Consider the following 15,118-nt stretch of genomic DNA (forward strand, 5'->3'; position numbering starts at 1 on the left):
CCTTCCGCCTGCGTCCTTCTCTGCGGCTGTGGTCGCGGTTGTTGTCGGATTTGGCGGCACCGTCGCTCTGGTCGTTCAGGCCGGACAGACCCTGGGGGCCTCGCCCGCCCAGATCATTTCCATGCTGGCGGCCCTGACGCTCGGGATCGGTGTTACAGGCGCGGTTCTAAGCTGGCGGCTAAAGATGCCGGTGGTCATGGCTTGGTCCACGCCGGGGGCCGCGCTTCTGGCCGCAACCAGCGCCGGATATGACTGGGCAACAGCTGTCGGGGCCTTTGTGCTGGCAGGCCTGATGATGGTGGCGACGGGACTGGTGCCGGTTCTGGGCCGGATGGCGGGGCGCATTCCCTCGGGCATCGCCTCCGGCATGTTGGCCGGCGTGCTCCTGCCTTTCTGCATCAAGCTATTGCAGGCAGTGCCGGTTGACCCCGTTCTGGTGATCGGCCTGATCGGCCTGTTCCTGATAATGAAAAGGCTTGCCGCGACATGGGCTGTGCCTGCGGTGCTGGTCGGCGCTTTTGCCGTACTGGCTTGGCGGGGGCAGTTGCCCCTGCCGCTGGAGGCAGGTGTGCTGACGCGGCTGTCGCCAACGATGCCAATCTTTGGCTGGAAAGCAGCGGTGAGTCTGGCCCTTCCGCTCTATCTTGTGACCCTGGCCTCCCAGAACCTTCCCGGCCTCGTGGTGTTGAAGGCGGCAGGATATGAGCCGCCTGCCAACAGGCTGATCTTCTGGGGCGGACTATCCAGCACGCTTACCGCCCCTTTCGGAGCACACGGGGTTAATCTGGCTGCCATCACCGCCGCGATCTGCACCGGTGACGATGCCCATCCTGATGCCACCCAGCGTTGGAAAGTGGGCGTTATCTATGGCGCGCTCTATCTGGTCGTCGCACTGTTTATCCCGCCGCTGGTCCAACTCTTTGTCGCCATGCCTACGCATGTGCTGGCCAGCGTGACGGGGCTGGCGCTGCTGGCCCCGCTGACCAGCGCGCTGGCGGGTGTTTACAAGGACGACACCCACCGGGAGGCTGCCGTCTTGACCTTTGTCTGCACGGCATCAGGGCTGGCGCTGTGGGGTATCGGGTCGGCCTTCTGGGGACTGGTGGTCGGGTTTGCGGCCTTGCTGGTCTTCAAGCGCCCATAGCCAAGCTTTACATTCGGGGGCTTTACAGCCTTTGGGGACATGTCACCTTGGCGAGCGACCGATAACGGTGACACCCCAAGGAGACAGCCATGGCTCACAAGTTCGAAGTCTATCAGGACAAAGCCGGCGAGTACCGCGTGCGCTTTAAGTACAATTCGGAAGTGATCTTCTCGACCGAAGGCTATTCGGACAAGTCGGGAGCCAAGCGCGCCATCGAGTCGATCAAAAAATACGTCGGCGATGCGCCGGTCGAAGACGCATAAGCTGCGGCTTTCGCGCCAAGAAAAGGGGCGTCGGATCACTCCGACGCCCCCTCTTTAATTAGTCCGGATCGCGCTCGCTGGTCTCGACAGGGCGAATGACCCTCAGCCAGCCCTCGGCGATTTTGATCTCGGGGGCCGCCTCTTTGGTGAACGGCAGATACCACGTCGGACCGCCTTCGGCCGGAGTGATCTCCAGCATATCGTCGGCACCGAAGTTCTGAACCGCCTTCACCTTGCCGATGACCTTGTCGTCAGCGTCACGGCCTTCCAGACCGATTAGGTCGGTGAGGTAGAACTCGTCCTCGTCGGTGTCCGGCAGTTGGTCGCGGTGGACGTAGAGCTTGCGGCCGCGCGCAGCGTCCGCCTCTTCCTTGGTGGTTAGCTCTTTCACCTTGGCGACCAGACCGTGTTTGTCCGGACGGGCCGAGATGATGGTCAGCGCCGGCTGGCCCTTGGCATCCAGCAGGGGCGAATAGGTCTTCAGCGACTGGGCATCGGCGGTATAGGCGGTGATCTTCACCTCGCCCTTCACACCGAATGCGCCGCCGATCTGGGCCACCAGAATGTATTTGTCGTCGCCGCTCAACTCGGGGCTCCTTGGTTCAACTGTCGTCCAGATAGCAGAAAAGCAGCGCCCTTGCGGACGCTGCCTTCCTTAAATCATCGAAGATACCGATGAAGCCGGAATTAGGCTTCGGTGGTTTCTTCAGCAGCACCTTCAGCAGCCGGGGCTTCTTCAGCCGGAGCAGCGGCGGCAGCAGCAGCAGCGGCTTCAGCTTCAGCCTTGGCAGCAGCTTCGGCTTCCAGACGGTCAGCTTCGCGTTGAGCGCGTTCAGCAACGCGTTCTTGAGCCTTCTTGCCCGGGGTACCCTTCTTCGGGTTGTTGCCCTGGACCCACTTGACCTTTTCGCCCAGAACTTCGTCTTGCGACAGGAAGCGAGCAACGCGGTCGGTCGGCTGAGCGCCCTTGACCAGCCACTCGTTGATGCGCTCGACCTTCAGCGAAACGCGCGGGGTCTCGCCGTCCTTCGGCAGCATCGGGTTGTACGAGCCAACCTTCTCGAGGAACTTACCATCGCGCGGCGAACGGGCGTCGGCGATCACGATGTGGTAGTAAGGACGCTTCTTGGAGCCACCACGGGCCAGACGGATCTTCAGCATTTTAGTCTCTTTCTAGGAAAGTCAGTTATTTTTTGGGGAAGCCCGGAAGACCCGGAAGCCCCCCCGGAAGTTGTCCGCCACCCAGGCCGGCCATGCGGTCCTGAAGGGCTTTCAATTCGTCGGCGCTGGGTTCCGGCATCTTGCCGCCGCCCAGTGCTTTCAAGCGGGCCATGTCGGCACCGCCGCCGCCCATGCCGGGCAAACCGCCCATCATGGCCGCCATCTTTTGCAGGTTCTTGCCACCGCCCTTGGACAGCGACTTGACCATGTCCGACATCTGACGGTGCTGCTTGAGCAGACGGTTGATGTCTTGAACCTCTACGCCCGAACCGGCGGCGATACGCTTTTTACGGCTCGCGTTCAGCAGGTCGGGTTTCTTTCGCTCGGCCTTTGTCATCGAGGAGATGACAGCCAGCTGGCGATCGATCAGCTTGTCCGAGATGTTGTTGTCGGCCATCTGGTTCTTCAGCTTGGCGACACCCGGCAGCAGGCCCATGATGCCCTGCAGACCGCCCATCTTCTTCATCTGGTTCAGTTGGCCTGCGAGATCGTCCAGATCAAACTGGCCCTTGGCCAGCTTGCGGGCCATCTTCTCGGCCTTGGCTTGATCCAGCTCACCGGCAGCCTTTTCGACCAGCGCGACGATATCGCCCTGACCGAGGATGCGGCCAGCGACACGGCGGGCGTCAAAGACATCCAGAGCGTCGACCTTTTCGCCGGCACCCATGTATTTGATCGGCAGGCCGGTAACGGCTCGCATCGACAGCATGGCACCGCCACGGCCGTCACCGTCCGCGCGGGTCAGGATCAGACCCGTCAGCGGCAGACGCTCGTTAAAGGCCGATGCGGTACGCACGGCGTCCTGACCAGTCAGGCTGTCGGCGACCAGCAGGGTCTCGATCGGCTTGGCGATCTCGGCCACTTCGGCGACTTCGTTCATCAGCGCTTCGTCGAGCGTGATGCGGCCGGCAGTGTCGAGGATCAGGACGTCAAAGCCTTGCAGCTTTGCCGATTGCAGGGCGCGACGGGTGATCTGGACGGCGCTTTCACCCGCCACGATCGGCAGGGTCGCCACTTCGATCTGTTGGCCCAGCGTGGCCAGCTGTTCCATTGCGGCCGGACGACGGGTGTCTAGCGAGGCCATCATCACCTTCTTGCGGTCGAACTTCGACAGACGCAGGGCCAGCTTGGCCGAGGTGGTGGTCTTACCCGAGCCTTGCAGACCGGCCATCAGGATGACCGCAGGCGGGGTGGCATTGGTGTTCAGCGGAACCGGCTCTTCGCCGCCCAGCATTTCGACGAGGCCGTCGTAAACGATCTTGATGACCTGATCCGCGGGCTTAACCGCACGGATGACTTCCTCGCCCGTCGCCTGTTCCTTGGCGCGGCTGATGAAGTCCTTGACGACCGGCAGGGCAACGTCGGCTTCGAGCAGGGCCACGCGAACTTCGCGCAGGGCCTCTTCGACGTCCTTTTCGGACAGCGCGCCGCGGCCGGTAATCCGGTCAAATACGCCTGTCAGCCGCTCGTTCAGAGCATCAAACATTCAAAACCTCAAATCCATGGCGGGCGGTTAGGTCGGCTCCATACGACAACGACCTCTGTGGACGTAACACGTCGACAGAGGGTTCTCGCCTGCCTCGTTCTCGATGCTGGAGCTACCGGCCTATCGGCCTACTTGAGCCCCGAAAGACCCAAGGACCACCGTCAAAACCTGAGCCCTGTAAAACGTGCTCAAGTAGCGCGGTAGCGCGGTAGCACAACAAACAAAGAGCTGTCGTGCAGGTGGAGACGCGAGTTTCACTTGCGCCGGAAGTGGGGGCTTATGCCTCATTTTCAAGCCCGTGTCGACTCAGGAGTCCCGCAGCCACCGAGAAGAGCATTCAGATGCCACCGCAACATATTTAGAGATATTACATGACGGTAATATTGCATTGATTTCATGTAAGATAAGTAATCATGAGCAAGAATTATAGATTGGTCCGAATTATACCATAGCGCTGTCATTTCAACTTCAACGTCATGGGACACAAGGGCAGCCAGTACAGATGACCACTCCAACAAGCTGGAAACGCCCAATGATCAAGATCGTATCGCTTGCGGCCGCCGCCGCTCTTCTGGCCACCTCGGCCCACGCCCAGATCACCATCAGCACCAACGATATCGGCACGCCCGCCGGTGCCGCCCGCTTCGAGCAAGACGTGCGAAAGGCCGCCCGCACGCTTTGCGGTGAGCAGCGCGGGCTTCGCGGACTGTCCTGCAAGCAAGCCGTTCGTGAAGAAGCGCTTGAGCGTCTGCCGGAGCCGCTGCGCATGGCCTACGTCCAGTCGCGCTCGGCCCGCACCATTGAATACGCCGCCAATCGTACCAACGAAGGGTAAGGCTCCCGCTAGTCTGTAAGCGTTGTCCTAGAAGGTTAAGTAACCGTCCCGTCTCCCCGCCTCCAATCGACGGGACGCAAAGGCATCGCCCCTAATCGGGCGGTGCCTTTTTTTCATGCCTAAAGCCAGCCGGACTTTTTGAAGCTGATGTAAAGGCCGCTGCACACGGCCAGCATCAGCAGCAGAGCCGCCGGATAACCCCAAGTCCAGCTCAGTTCAGGCATATGCTGGAAGTTCATGCCGTAGATGCCGGCGATCGCCGTGGGGGTCGCCAGTATGGCCGCCCATGCCGCGAGCTTTCGGGTGATGATACCCTGGCGCTGCTGCTCGAGCAGGCTGGACAGGTCGAACACGGACAACAAGATTTCGCGCAAGCCCCCTGCCCTGCTGGACACCCGGCGGACGTGGTCGGTGACGTCCCTGAAATAGGGCCTGACATCCTTGTCGATGCCCGGCAAATCAAGAGTGCCCAGGCGGTTGGCCAATTCTTCCATCGGACCGAGAACACGAGTGAACTTCAGCAGCTGGCGACGTAGCTGGAACAGGGACGTGATGTCCTGACGGGACAGGAAGCGATTTAGCGTCGTCTGTTCGAACTCCAGCACCCTGTCTTCGATCGCGTCGACGATCGGCAGATAGCCGTCGACGATGAAATCCAAAACACCATGAAGGATCAGGTCCGGGCCGTGTCGCAGAAGAAGTGGCGCGGCCTCCAGCTGTTGCCTGAGCTGGGTATGTCCGCGCGCCGATCCGTGCCGGATGGTGATGACGTAGTTCTTTCCCAGAAAGATATGCGTCTCGCCGTAGATGATCTCGTCATCATGCTCGCGCGCCGTTCGCGTGACCACAAACAGACCGGTGCCATAAACCTCGAGCTTGGGGAGTTGGTGCGCGGTCAGGCTGTCCTCGACGGCGAGGTGGTGCAGTTGAAACCGCTGGACCAGCGCCTCCATTTCCTCGGTCGTGGGCTCGAACAGACCGATCCAGACGAACTCGCCGTCACCGAGGGCCAGACCTTCGGGGGTCAGGGGCGCTTCCCGCACCCGCTTGCCGTTTCGATAAACATATGAGGCGACGACAGTCATGGCAGGCCCTTAGGTTTGCCCGACGCTACGCCGCCTTTGCGCAAAAGAGAACGGCCGGTGAAGACATCCACCGGCCGTTCATATGGTCATTCCGACTTAGTGGGTCGGGAAGCCACGCACCTTCAGAAGGGCAGCCACATCCGGGTTACGGCCACGGAAGCGGCGGTAGGCTTCGCCGCGATCCGTGGTGTTGCCTTCGGACAGGATGATCTCCTTGTACTTGGCACCGATCACCGGATTGAACACGTCTCCGGACTCTTCGAAATAGGCCCAGGTGTCAGCGTCCATCACTTCGGACCACAGGTAGGAATAGTAGCCTGCCGAGTAGGCATCCGAGGTGAACAGGTGGTTGAACTGCGGCAGACGGTGACGCATCACGATCTCCTTCGGCATGCCGAGGCGTGCGAGGGATTCACGCTCGAAAGCGTCGATGTCGGTCGGCGGGGTCGCCTGGGTGTGCAGGTCCATGTCGACCAGAGCCGACGACAGGTAGGACACCGTGGCGTAGCCCTGATTGAAGGTCGAGGCGGCCTCGATCTTCTCGACTAGCGCTTGCGGCATCGGCTGGCCGGTTTCGACGTGCTTGAGGAAGCCGTCGATGATCGGACGCGACAGCACCCAGTGCTCGTGAACCTGCGACGGATATTCGACGTAGTCGCGCGGCGTACCGGCCAGAGCCGGATAGCGGACCTTGGACGACAGCGAGTGCAGGGCATGGCCGAACTCGTGGAACAGGGTCTCAGCATCGTCCAGCGAGATCAGCAGCGGGCCCGACGGAGCCTTGATGAAGTTGTTGTTGTTCGAGGCCAGAACATTCTTCACGCCGTCATACGACGAGTATGAGCGATAGGTCGTCGCCCATGCGCCCGAACGCTTGCCCGGACGGGCGAAGTCGTCCGAATAGAACAGGCCGACGTGCGAGCCGTCCGACTTGTTCTTGACCTCGAACACTTCGACGTCCGGATGGAAGACCGGCACCGAACCGTCGGTGATCTTGTGGAAGGTGAAGCCGTACAGGCGCTCGGCCATGTAGAAGGCGCCGCGCTTGACGTTGTTCAGTTCGAGGTACGGTTTGATCTCGTTCTGGTCGAGGTCGTACTTCGCCTTACGGACCTTCTCTGCGTAGTACAGATAGTCCCACGGCTCGATGTCGTGACCGGCAATCGCCTTCATGTCAGCGACTTCTTCGGCGACGCGGGCCTTGGCCGGAGCCCAGACGCGTTCCATCAGTTCCATGGCCGCCGCCGGGGTCTTGGCCATGGTGTCCTGCATGCGCCATTCGGCGTGGTTCTTGAAGCCCAGCAGCTTGGCGCGCTGGTCACGCAGGGCGACGATCTGGGCGATGGTGGCGTTGGTGTCGTTCGCATCGCCATTGTCGCCGCGGTTGACGAATTTACGCCAGACCTGTTCGCGCATGGCGCGGTCGTCACCGAACGACAGGAAGGGATCCACGCTGGAGCGGGTGTTGGTGATCGCCCAGCCGCTCAGGTTGTTGGCGCGTGCAGCAGCCGCCGCCGCGGCCTTGTCGCCTGCCGACAGACCCGCCAGCTTGGCTTCGTCAGTGACGTGGATGTAGGTCTTTTCGTCCTCGACAACCTTCTGGCCGAAGGTGGTGAAGGCGTTCGACAGGGCGGTGTTGATACGGCCCAGTTCTGCCTTGCCGGCAGCGTTCAGTGCCGCACCGTTGCGCACGAAGCTGTTGTACGAACGCTCGGCGATACGGGCCTGTTCAGCGCTCAGGCCGGCAGCAGCGGCCGTTTCGTGAACGTGCTTGATGCGGGCGAACAGAGCTTCGTTGAAGGTCGTTTCGTCGCTGGCAGCCGACAGCATCGGCGACAGTTCGCGCTCAAGCGTGCGGAAATCGGCCGAGCCAATGTTCGAGGTCATGACGCCGAACAGGGCCATTGACCGGCCCAGCGCCTCACCCGACAGCTGCATCGCCACCGAGGTGTTGGCGAAGGTCGCCGGTTCCGGATTGTTGGCGATGGCGTTGATTTCGGCACGGCGCAGTTCGATGCCTTCGATGATGGCTTCGCGCAGCTTGGCCGGGGTGACCTTGTCCCACGGCGGCACGCCTTCGAACGGGCCGGTCCAGACTTGCAGTAGTTCAGCCTTCGGCGCGGTGGTCGGCAAAACAGCGCGGGCGACGGCGATCTCGTTCGCCGATGCGGCTTGGCTCATCGAGCCCCCCAAATCCGTTCCTGCTGCGGCGCAGCCAGCCAGAGCAAAGAGGCTGGCGCCTCCGATAAGAAGGTGGCGTCTGTGCATCCGGTCTCTCCCAACCTGATTAAATCATACGCGCGCTATCCAGAGATCGCGGCGATTACGACTTGGGTGTAATGCGAAGTGATGGACGGCGAAACCCTTGAGGTCTAAAGGCCGCATATGGCGATAGGCGTTTTTGACTCCGGCGTGGGTGGACTGACGGTCCACCGTGAACTCGTGTCCCGATTTGCGGAGCGGGATTTCATCTATTTGGGCGACCAGGCCAATGCGCCTTATGGCGGGCGTGGCGGCGAAGAAATCGTCGAGCTGACGCGCAAAGGTTGCGAGACCCTGTTCCGCGCGGGTGCCTCTGTGGTGGTTCTGGCGTGCAATACGGCTTCGGCCATCGCACTACGCCGCCTGCAACAGACATGGATCCCCGGTCTTCGCGAAGAGCTGAGCCGTCCGGTCAATGTGCTGGGTATCATCGTGCCGACTATCGAAGCCGCCACCGGCCTGCCCTGGTCCTATGAGGCCGAGCGTGACGGTCGCCTCGAGGGCGAGAAGAAAGAAGCCATCGACATCACCGGCATCTTCTGCACCGCTGCCACTGCCATGAGCCGCGTGTACGAGATCGAGATCGACAAGCGCCGCACCGACCTTGCCGTCTTTACCGAGCCCTGCCCCGGTCTCGCGGGTCTGATCGAACTAGGCGCACCGGAGGAAGAGCTGCGCGTGGTCGTGCGGGACCATGTGGACTCGCTGCGTCGTCGCATCGGTCGCCATCCGGACAAGGCCATTCTGGGCTGCACCCACTACGAGATCGTCGCCAATCTGTTCGCAGAGACTCTGCCCGAGGGTGTGCAGGTCATCAGCCAGCCCACCGCTGTAGCCGACAGTCTGGAACGTTATTTCGAGCGTCACCCCGAATATGATCTGGGCAATACCGGACGTCGCACCTTCCTGACCACCGGCCAGCCGGGACCGCAGTCGGACCTCATCGCCCAGTTCTGGGGTGCGCCTCTTACGTTCGACGCCGCATAAGCCTTAGCGGTTAAAGCTTCCGGCGGTCGACTTCTGCCGTTCCCAGTAGTCGGCACCGTTCGAGGGTTTGAACATGGTGCGGACGACCCCGCGCTTGTCCACGACGGCGAAGGTGTTGGTGCGCGCCTGATAGATCAGCACGTCGCCGTTGGGTCTGCTGATTTTCTCGGCATCAGCAGGAGGTGACTTGGTGAACTGCTTGGCCTTGGCCAGATAGTCCTCGGCGCTGGTCGAGCCGAAATCGGCACCGTTACGCTCAAACAGTCGCACCGCTTTGGCCCCCGCAGTTTCGCTGCGATTGGAGGTCAGAACAACGGCGGCTTCTGCCGGAGCATTGGCGGGGGCGGGCGTCTGCACCACGGGCGCCGGTGCCGGGATCTGTGCTGTTTCTACAGCCGCCAGCGCCTGGGGGCGTTCTCGCGTTTCGACCGCCGAGCCCCCGTTGTCGCAAGCCACAAGACCAAGGGCCACGAATACAGTCGCCCCGATAACCACTCGTTTTTTCACTACACCCACCCCCTGAATATCAACGTTATTCTTAATAGGATATTTGGGGATATGGCAACGCTCGGGACCGAAGGCTTGTCTCGACGCGGTCATGTTCGGCGTCTAAACACGCACTATGAGCAATCCGACCCTTCTTGGCCGCCGCGTTCTGCTGATCATTGGTGGCGGTATCGCTGCCTATAAGTCGCTGGAGTTGGTGCGACTGATCAAGAAGTCCGGCGGTGAGGTTATGACCCTGCTGACCAAGGCTGGCGCAGAGTTTGTCACCCCTATGTCTCTGGCCGCGCTCAGCGGACATCCGGTTCGCCAAGACCTGTTCATGCCCGAAGACGAAACGGCGATGGGACACATCGAACTGTCGCGCTGGGCCGATCTGGTTGTGGTGGCCCCGGCGACAGCGGGGCTGATAGCCAAGGCTGCCAATGGCATGGCCGACGATCTGGCCTCGACGACCCTTTTGGCGACCGACAAGAAGACCCTGTGGGCACCGGCTATGAATGTGCGGATGTGGGAACATCCAGCGGTTCAAGCCAATGTCTCCAAGCTCAAATCGTTTGACGGATTTCACCGCGGTGCCTTCGTTGGTCCAGATCAGGGCGAAATGGCATGTGGGGAGTTCGGGTTTGGCCGCATGGCCGAACCGGCCGCTATCCTTGATGCCATTGCGGCCGCGCTGTCGGACAGCAAGCCCTTGGCCGGACGCAAGGCTGTCATCACCGCAGGCCCTACCTTTGAGGCCATCGACCCCGTTCGCGGCCTGACCAACCGCTCCAGCGGCAAACAGGGCTATGCCGTCGCCGCCGCACTGGCCGAGTTGGGGGCCGAGGTCACTCTGGTGTCGGGTCCGGTCTTTCTGAACCCGCCCGCAGGTGTGCGCCGCATTCCGGTGGAAGCCGCGACCGAGATGCTGGCCGCGGTAGAGGGCGAGTTGAAATCATCTCCCGTCGATATTGCCGTCATGAGCGCTGCGGTCGCCGACTGGCGTGTTGACGGTGTAGCCACCGGCAAGATCAAAAAGGTGCCAGGCGGCGGCCCCCCTGCCCTGCAACTGATCGAAAATCCGGATATTCTGGCAGCCGTTTCCAAATCGGGTCCGTCGCGACCCAAGCTGGTCATCGGTTTTGCCGCCGAGACATCGGACCTCGAGGCCAATGCGAAGGCCAAGCTGTCGCGCAAGGGCTGTGACTGGATTGTCGGTAATGACGTCAGCCAGGACGTCTTTGGCTCGGACGGCAATGCCGTCACCCTGTTTACCCGCGACGGCAGCGAAAATTGGGCGCGTCAGTCCAAAACCGACATCGCCAACCGTCTGGCCCAACATATCGTCGAACACTTCAAGGCAAATCCTCAATGAGCACCTTGCGTATCCTGCCCCTGCCGCACGCCGAAGGTCTGGCACTTCCGGCCTATGAGACGCCGGGGTCAGCGGGGATGGACCTTCGCGCAGCGATTGGTGCGGACGAAGTGATCACCCTGCAACCCGGTGCGCGGGTTCTGGTACCTACGGGTTTGAAGATCGCTCTTGAACCCGGCTTTGAGGCGCAAGTGCGTCCGCGTTCAGGTTTGGCACTGAAGCACGGTATCACGACCCTGAATTCGCCCGGCACAATCGACAGCGACTATCGTGGAGAACTTGGCGTCATCTTGATCAACCACGGTCAGGTGTCGTTTGAAATCCGTCGCGGCGAGCGAATTGCTCAAATGGTCATCGCGCGACACGAACAATGTCATATCGTTGTTACGGATACCCTTGACGAGACCCTACGTGGCGAGGGAGGGTTCGGTTCGACAGGCAAATAGCCTGAAAGATCGAACTCTCTCGGGTCGATCGGGGGGTGTATTGGCGTGATGAAAAATCTGGAATGTCTGGTCTACATCAGTCGATGCACCCTCGACCAAGCTGCGCTCGAAGCACAGTTGGAGGATCTCGTCGCGGTTTCTGCGTTCCGTAACAAGAGCGCACAGATCACCGGCGTACTGGTGCACGAGAACGGCTACTTCTTCCAGATGCTGGAAGGGGCACCTGCGGCGCTCGATCTTCTGATGATCCATCTCCATTTTGACGAGCGTCACGAGGACATCCGCGTGGTCGCGCGCGAGAAAATCCCGACCAAAAACGCCGTGTCATGGGCGATGGTGACACCCCCGCTGGATCACCCGCTGCGCCGCGATCTGCGCACGCTTGCCAGCAATCCCCCATCCAGCGTCCAGCCGTGGCGCAGGTTGTTGCTGGAAATGATCCCCGAAAACGCCTGACTAAACGCTCGCGTTGGCGCTCGGTGGGGTGATCTCGCGATGGCGTACGCGCTCGCGCCATGCCGTATAGAGGCCGCTGGCGGCAATCAACGACGCGCCAGCCAATGTTGCGGTCGTAGGCACGTCCGACATCAGCATCCAGCCCAGCAGCACCGCGCCCACCATTTGTAGATAATCTAGCGGTGCCAGCGTCGACACCGGCGCATGTCGCAACGAGTTGGTCATCAGCATCTGGGCAAAGCCCCCCGTAAGGCCTCCCGCCGCCAATATCGCCATGACGGCCAGGGTGTGGGGATGGCCGTTGAACAGCGCCACAGTGCCGCCTGCGACCGCGCAGGCGATAAAGAACCAGAAGACAATCGAAGTCGCACTCTCGGTTTTTCCCAACTGTCGTAACGTCACGGTGACCGAGGCGGCCACAAAGGCCCCGCACAGCGCAAACAGCAACCCGACAAGCGGCGGAGCTCCTGCTGCCCCCGGACGCACCACCACCATCACGCCTATGAAGCCGATCAGAATGGCGACCCAGCGATGCAGGCCCACTTTTTCCTTCAGGAACAGGATAGAAAGCAAAGTGGCAAAGATCGGGGCGGTGAAGCCGATGGTCGTCGCATCGGCCAAGGCCAGATGTTTAATGCCCTCGAAGATCAGGAAAATACCCGAGACCCCGAGCGCGCAACGCCACAGGTGAACGAGCGGGCGCTTGGTTTTGATCGCATCAAGGCCGGTCTTCTGGCCGACGATCCATAAGAGAACCACCGGAAGACCGAACAGGGCGCGGTAGAAAACCATCTCGCTGGCGGCCACAGGCTCCAGAGTCGCGCCCCATTTCATCAGGCCGAAGCTCAGCGAAAAGCACAGCGCCGAGGCGGCGCGGAGCATGATGCCGTAGCTGGAACCCGATTTGACCATATCTCCCGAAGCCCTCAGGCCTGACGGAAGCCGAGCACGTCCTGCATGTCGTAAAGACCGGGCTGGCGATTGCGAACCCATGCGGCAGCGGCCACCGCGCCCTTGGCGAACAGGCTGCGGTCGATGGCAGAGTGCGACAGGCTGAGGACCTCGTCCTCGGAGGCGAACATCACGGTGTGCTCGCCGGTAATGCCGCCGCCACGGATGGTGGAGAAGCCGATCTTGCCGCTCTCGCGTGGACCCTGGACGCCGTCATAAGGGGCTGTGCGCAGTTCGGAAAGTTCACCGCGACGCCCATCGGCTGCCGCCTCGCCCAGCATCAGGGCAGTGCCTGAAGGACTGTCGACCTTGCGACGGTGATGGGCCTCGGTGATTTCGATATCCCAGTCAGCACCATCAAGGCGCTGGGCGGCATTGCGGACCAGACCGATCAACATGTTCACGCCCAGCGAGAAGTTGCCGCTTTTGACGATGGCGACCTTTTCGGCTGCCGCTTCGATCAGCGCTTCTTGCTCTTCATTCAGTCCGGTCGAGCCGATAACCAACGCCGGTCCGCCTGCTTCGGCACAGGCTTGCGCCAAGGCGACCGAAGCCTCGGGCGTCGAAAAGTCGATGATGACGTCGCACAGCTTCAGATCAACCGTGTCACCACGGTCGAAGCGTGCAGCCACAACCACATCCGAACGTGCATCCAGTACATTGGAGACCGCACGGCCCATGCGGCCCCTATAACCGGATATACCGGCGTGGAAAATTTCACTCACGCAGCGTCTTCTTTCGAACCGTCGGTTTCAGCACCCATGATATCTGCCCAGAAACGCTTGGCCTTGCCAGCGAAACTGGTGTTTCGGGGTGTCTGTTTTTCGCCGAGAGAAGCGGCCAGTTCCTGCATAAGTTCCTTCTGGCGCGCCGTAAGATCTGTGGGTGTTTCCACGAACAGTTCGACCACGAGGTCGCCACGCGTACGCCCGTGCAGGTGGGGCATACCCTTGCCCTTGATCCGAACGGTCTTGCCCGTCTGTGAGCCTGCCGGAACATCGACCGGCTGACGGCAGGCACCGTCACAGGCGGTCGAAACAAGACAAGGTGCGTCGACCGAGCCGCCCAGCGCGGCAACCGTCATCGGCACCGGAACGGTGACCAGAAGATCGAGGTTGTCACGTTCGAACAGTTCGTGCGGCAAGACGGACAGGAAGACATAAAGGTCGCCACGCGGACCGCCGCGCTGTCCGGCCTCGCCCTCGCCCGTCAGGCGGATGCGCGATCCGTCATCGACACCGGCAGGGATCTTCAGCGACAGACGGCGGGTCTTGCGGACCTGACCGTGACCACGGCATTCCGGGCACGGGTCGGTGATCATCTCGCCCGAGCCGCCGCAACGCGGGCAGGTGCGTTCGACCTGGAAGAAGCCATTGGCCTGACGGACACGGCCAGCACCGCCGCAGGTCGAGCAAATGGTCGGCTTGCTGCCAGCCTTGGCACCGGAACCTTCGCACGGCTCGCAAGTCATAGTGGTGGGGACGGAAATCTCGACCTCGGCACCCTGATAGGCCTGCTCGAGGGTGATCTCCATGTCGTAGCGCAGGTCCGAGCCACGGCGCGGGCCGTTGCTGGAGCGACCACGACCACCGCCGCCAAAGGCATCGCCGAACGCGTCGCCGAAGACCTGGCTGAAGATGTCGTTGATGTCGTGGAAGCCTTGGCCGCTGCCTTGACCGAACGGGTTGCCGCCACCGGCACCGCCATTCACGCCTGCGTGGCCGTAGCGGTCATAGGCGGCACGCTTGTCGTCGTCAGACAGCACCGAATAGGCTTCGGAAATCTCTTTGAATTTGGCAACAGACTCTTCGGAGCCACCGTTGCGGTCGGGGTGGTGCTGCATCGCCAGCTTGCGATACGCACTCTTGAGGCCTGCGGCGTCGATCGTCCGCTCCACCCCGAGGATTTCGTAATAGTCACGTTGCGCCATCAGGCGTTCGTCCTCTTACCTTCTCGCCGCCCCTGCGGACCGTTGATCCAGCCCGTCAGCGTACGGATTGATCCAGCAGACATTGGGTGCCGGATCGAATGATGCAAGTTGTGAAACTGACCCGAGCTACCCGGCAGGGCCTCAAGGGATCTCACAGATAATGTCCTCATGTAGCCCGAAGGGCGGTAGGA

General features: G+C 61.4%; 16 protein-coding genes. 7 read left to right on the forward strand and 9 right to left on the reverse strand.

The genetic code is table 11. The features are described 5' to 3' along the window. Window positions 1-1,144: benzoate/H(+) symporter BenE family transporter (locus OB03_RS04460; RefSeq protein WP_461343340.1), on the forward strand; the 1,144-nt coding region annotated here is incomplete at its 5' end. A gap of 89 nt (window positions 1,145-1,233) precedes the next feature. Next, the gene (locus OB03_RS04465; protein WP_242912443.1) at window positions 1,234-1,407 is read left to right on the forward strand and encodes a YegP family protein; all 174 of its coding nucleotides are present in this window, start codon (window positions 1,234-1,236) and stop codon (window positions 1,405-1,407) included. 58 nt (window positions 1,408-1,465) lie between these two features. Here OB03_RS04465 and rimM read toward each other — a convergent pair whose 3' ends face one another. The 3 genes from rimM to ffh form a co-directional block, all read right to left on the reverse strand. After that, window positions 1,466-1,993 carry a ribosome maturation factor RimM gene (gene rimM, locus OB03_RS04470; RefSeq protein ID WP_242912444.1) on the reverse strand — a complete coding sequence of 176 codons (528 nt, stop codon included), beginning with the start codon at window positions 1,991-1,993 and terminating at the stop codon, window positions 1,466-1,468. 101 nt (window positions 1,994-2,094) lie between these two features. Then, on the reverse strand, window positions 2,095-2,568 hold the full coding sequence (gene rpsP, locus OB03_RS04475; RefSeq protein ID WP_461343341.1) for a 30S ribosomal protein S16: 474 nt from the start codon (window positions 2,566-2,568) through the stop codon (window positions 2,095-2,097). A gap of 25 nt (window positions 2,569-2,593) precedes the next feature. After that, on the reverse strand, window positions 2,594-4,114 hold the full coding sequence (gene ffh, locus OB03_RS04480) for a signal recognition particle protein (protein WP_242912446.1): 1,521 nt from the start codon (window positions 4,112-4,114) through the stop codon (window positions 2,594-2,596). Window positions 4,115-4,646: 532 nt separating this feature from the next. On the opposite strand from ffh, the gene OB03_RS04485 reads away from it, so the two are divergent. Then, on the forward strand, window positions 4,647-4,949 hold the full coding sequence (locus OB03_RS04485) for a UrcA family protein (RefSeq protein WP_242912447.1): 303 nt from the start codon (window positions 4,647-4,649) through the stop codon (window positions 4,947-4,949). Window positions 4,950-5,068: 119 nt separating this feature from the next. Here the strand turns inward: OB03_RS04485 and OB03_RS04490 are convergent, their stop codons facing one another. Together OB03_RS04490 and OB03_RS04495 are read right to left on the reverse strand one after the other, a co-directional pair. Then, on the reverse strand, window positions 5,069-6,034 hold the full coding sequence (locus tag OB03_RS04490; RefSeq protein WP_242912448.1) for a magnesium and cobalt transport protein CorA: 966 nt from the start codon (window positions 6,032-6,034) through the stop codon (window positions 5,069-5,071). Between the two features lie 96 nt (window positions 6,035-6,130). After that, complete coding sequence (locus OB03_RS04495; protein ID WP_427846558.1) at window positions 6,131-8,302, reverse strand: M3 family metallopeptidase; 2,172 nt, start codon at window positions 8,300-8,302, stop codon at window positions 6,131-6,133. Between the two features lie 117 nt (window positions 8,303-8,419). On the opposite strand from OB03_RS04495, the gene OB03_RS04500 reads away from it, so the two are divergent. Beyond that, a complete protein-coding gene (locus OB03_RS04500) occupies window positions 8,420-9,283 on the forward strand; it encodes a glutamate racemase (RefSeq protein ID WP_461343342.1) in 864 nt (287 codons plus the stop codon). A gap of 3 nt (window positions 9,284-9,286) precedes the next feature. Here OB03_RS04500 and OB03_RS04505 read toward each other — a convergent pair whose 3' ends face one another. Beyond that, window positions 9,287-9,790 carry an S-type pyocin family protein gene (locus OB03_RS04505; protein ID WP_461343343.1) on the reverse strand — a complete coding sequence of 168 codons (504 nt, stop codon included), beginning with the start codon at window positions 9,788-9,790 and terminating at the stop codon, window positions 9,287-9,289. A gap of 115 nt (window positions 9,791-9,905) precedes the next feature. On the opposite strand from OB03_RS04505, the gene coaBC reads away from it, so the two are divergent. From coaBC to OB03_RS04520, 3 genes are read left to right on the forward strand one after another with little or no spacing between them, the layout of a single operon-like run. Further along, window positions 9,906-11,144: a bifunctional phosphopantothenoylcysteine decarboxylase/phosphopantothenate--cysteine ligase CoaBC gene (gene coaBC / locus OB03_RS04510; RefSeq protein WP_461343344.1), complete on the forward strand. Its 1,239-nt coding sequence runs from the start codon at window positions 9,906-9,908 to the stop codon at window positions 11,142-11,144. Further along, a complete protein-coding gene (gene dut / locus OB03_RS04515) occupies window positions 11,141-11,590 on the forward strand; it encodes a dUTP diphosphatase (RefSeq protein WP_242912453.1) in 450 nt (149 codons plus the stop codon). Before coaBC ends, dut begins: the two co-directional genes overlap by 4 nt. A 48-nt stretch (window positions 11,591-11,638) precedes the next feature. Continuing rightward, entirely contained in the window at window positions 11,639-12,046 is a 408-nt protein-coding gene (locus OB03_RS04520) for a BLUF domain-containing protein (RefSeq protein ID WP_242912454.1), read from the forward strand. Here the strand turns inward: OB03_RS04520 and OB03_RS04525 are convergent, their stop codons facing one another. Genes OB03_RS04525 through dnaJ form a run of 3 tightly spaced genes read right to left on the reverse strand, consistent with a single transcriptional unit; the run spans window position 12,047 to window position 14,927 of the window. Further along, window positions 12,047-12,958 (reverse strand): DMT family transporter, encoded by a 912-nt coding sequence (locus OB03_RS04525; RefSeq protein ID WP_242912455.1) that lies wholly within the window; start codon window positions 12,956-12,958, stop codon window positions 12,047-12,049. Between the two features lie 14 nt (window positions 12,959-12,972). Then, the gene (gene dapB / locus OB03_RS04530) at window positions 12,973-13,722 is read right to left on the reverse strand and encodes a 4-hydroxy-tetrahydrodipicolinate reductase (RefSeq protein ID WP_461343345.1); all 750 of its coding nucleotides are present in this window, start codon (window positions 13,720-13,722) and stop codon (window positions 12,973-12,975) included. Continuing rightward, window positions 13,719-14,927, reverse strand: a complete 1,209-nt coding sequence (gene dnaJ, locus OB03_RS04535; RefSeq protein ID WP_461343346.1) for a molecular chaperone DnaJ — start codon at window positions 14,925-14,927, stop codon at window positions 13,719-13,721. The genes dapB and dnaJ overlap by 4 nt, the downstream gene beginning before the upstream one ends. Window positions 14,928-15,118 lie beyond the last annotated feature (191 nt).

It is taken from the genome of Brevundimonas sp. GN22, assembly GCF_054824005.1.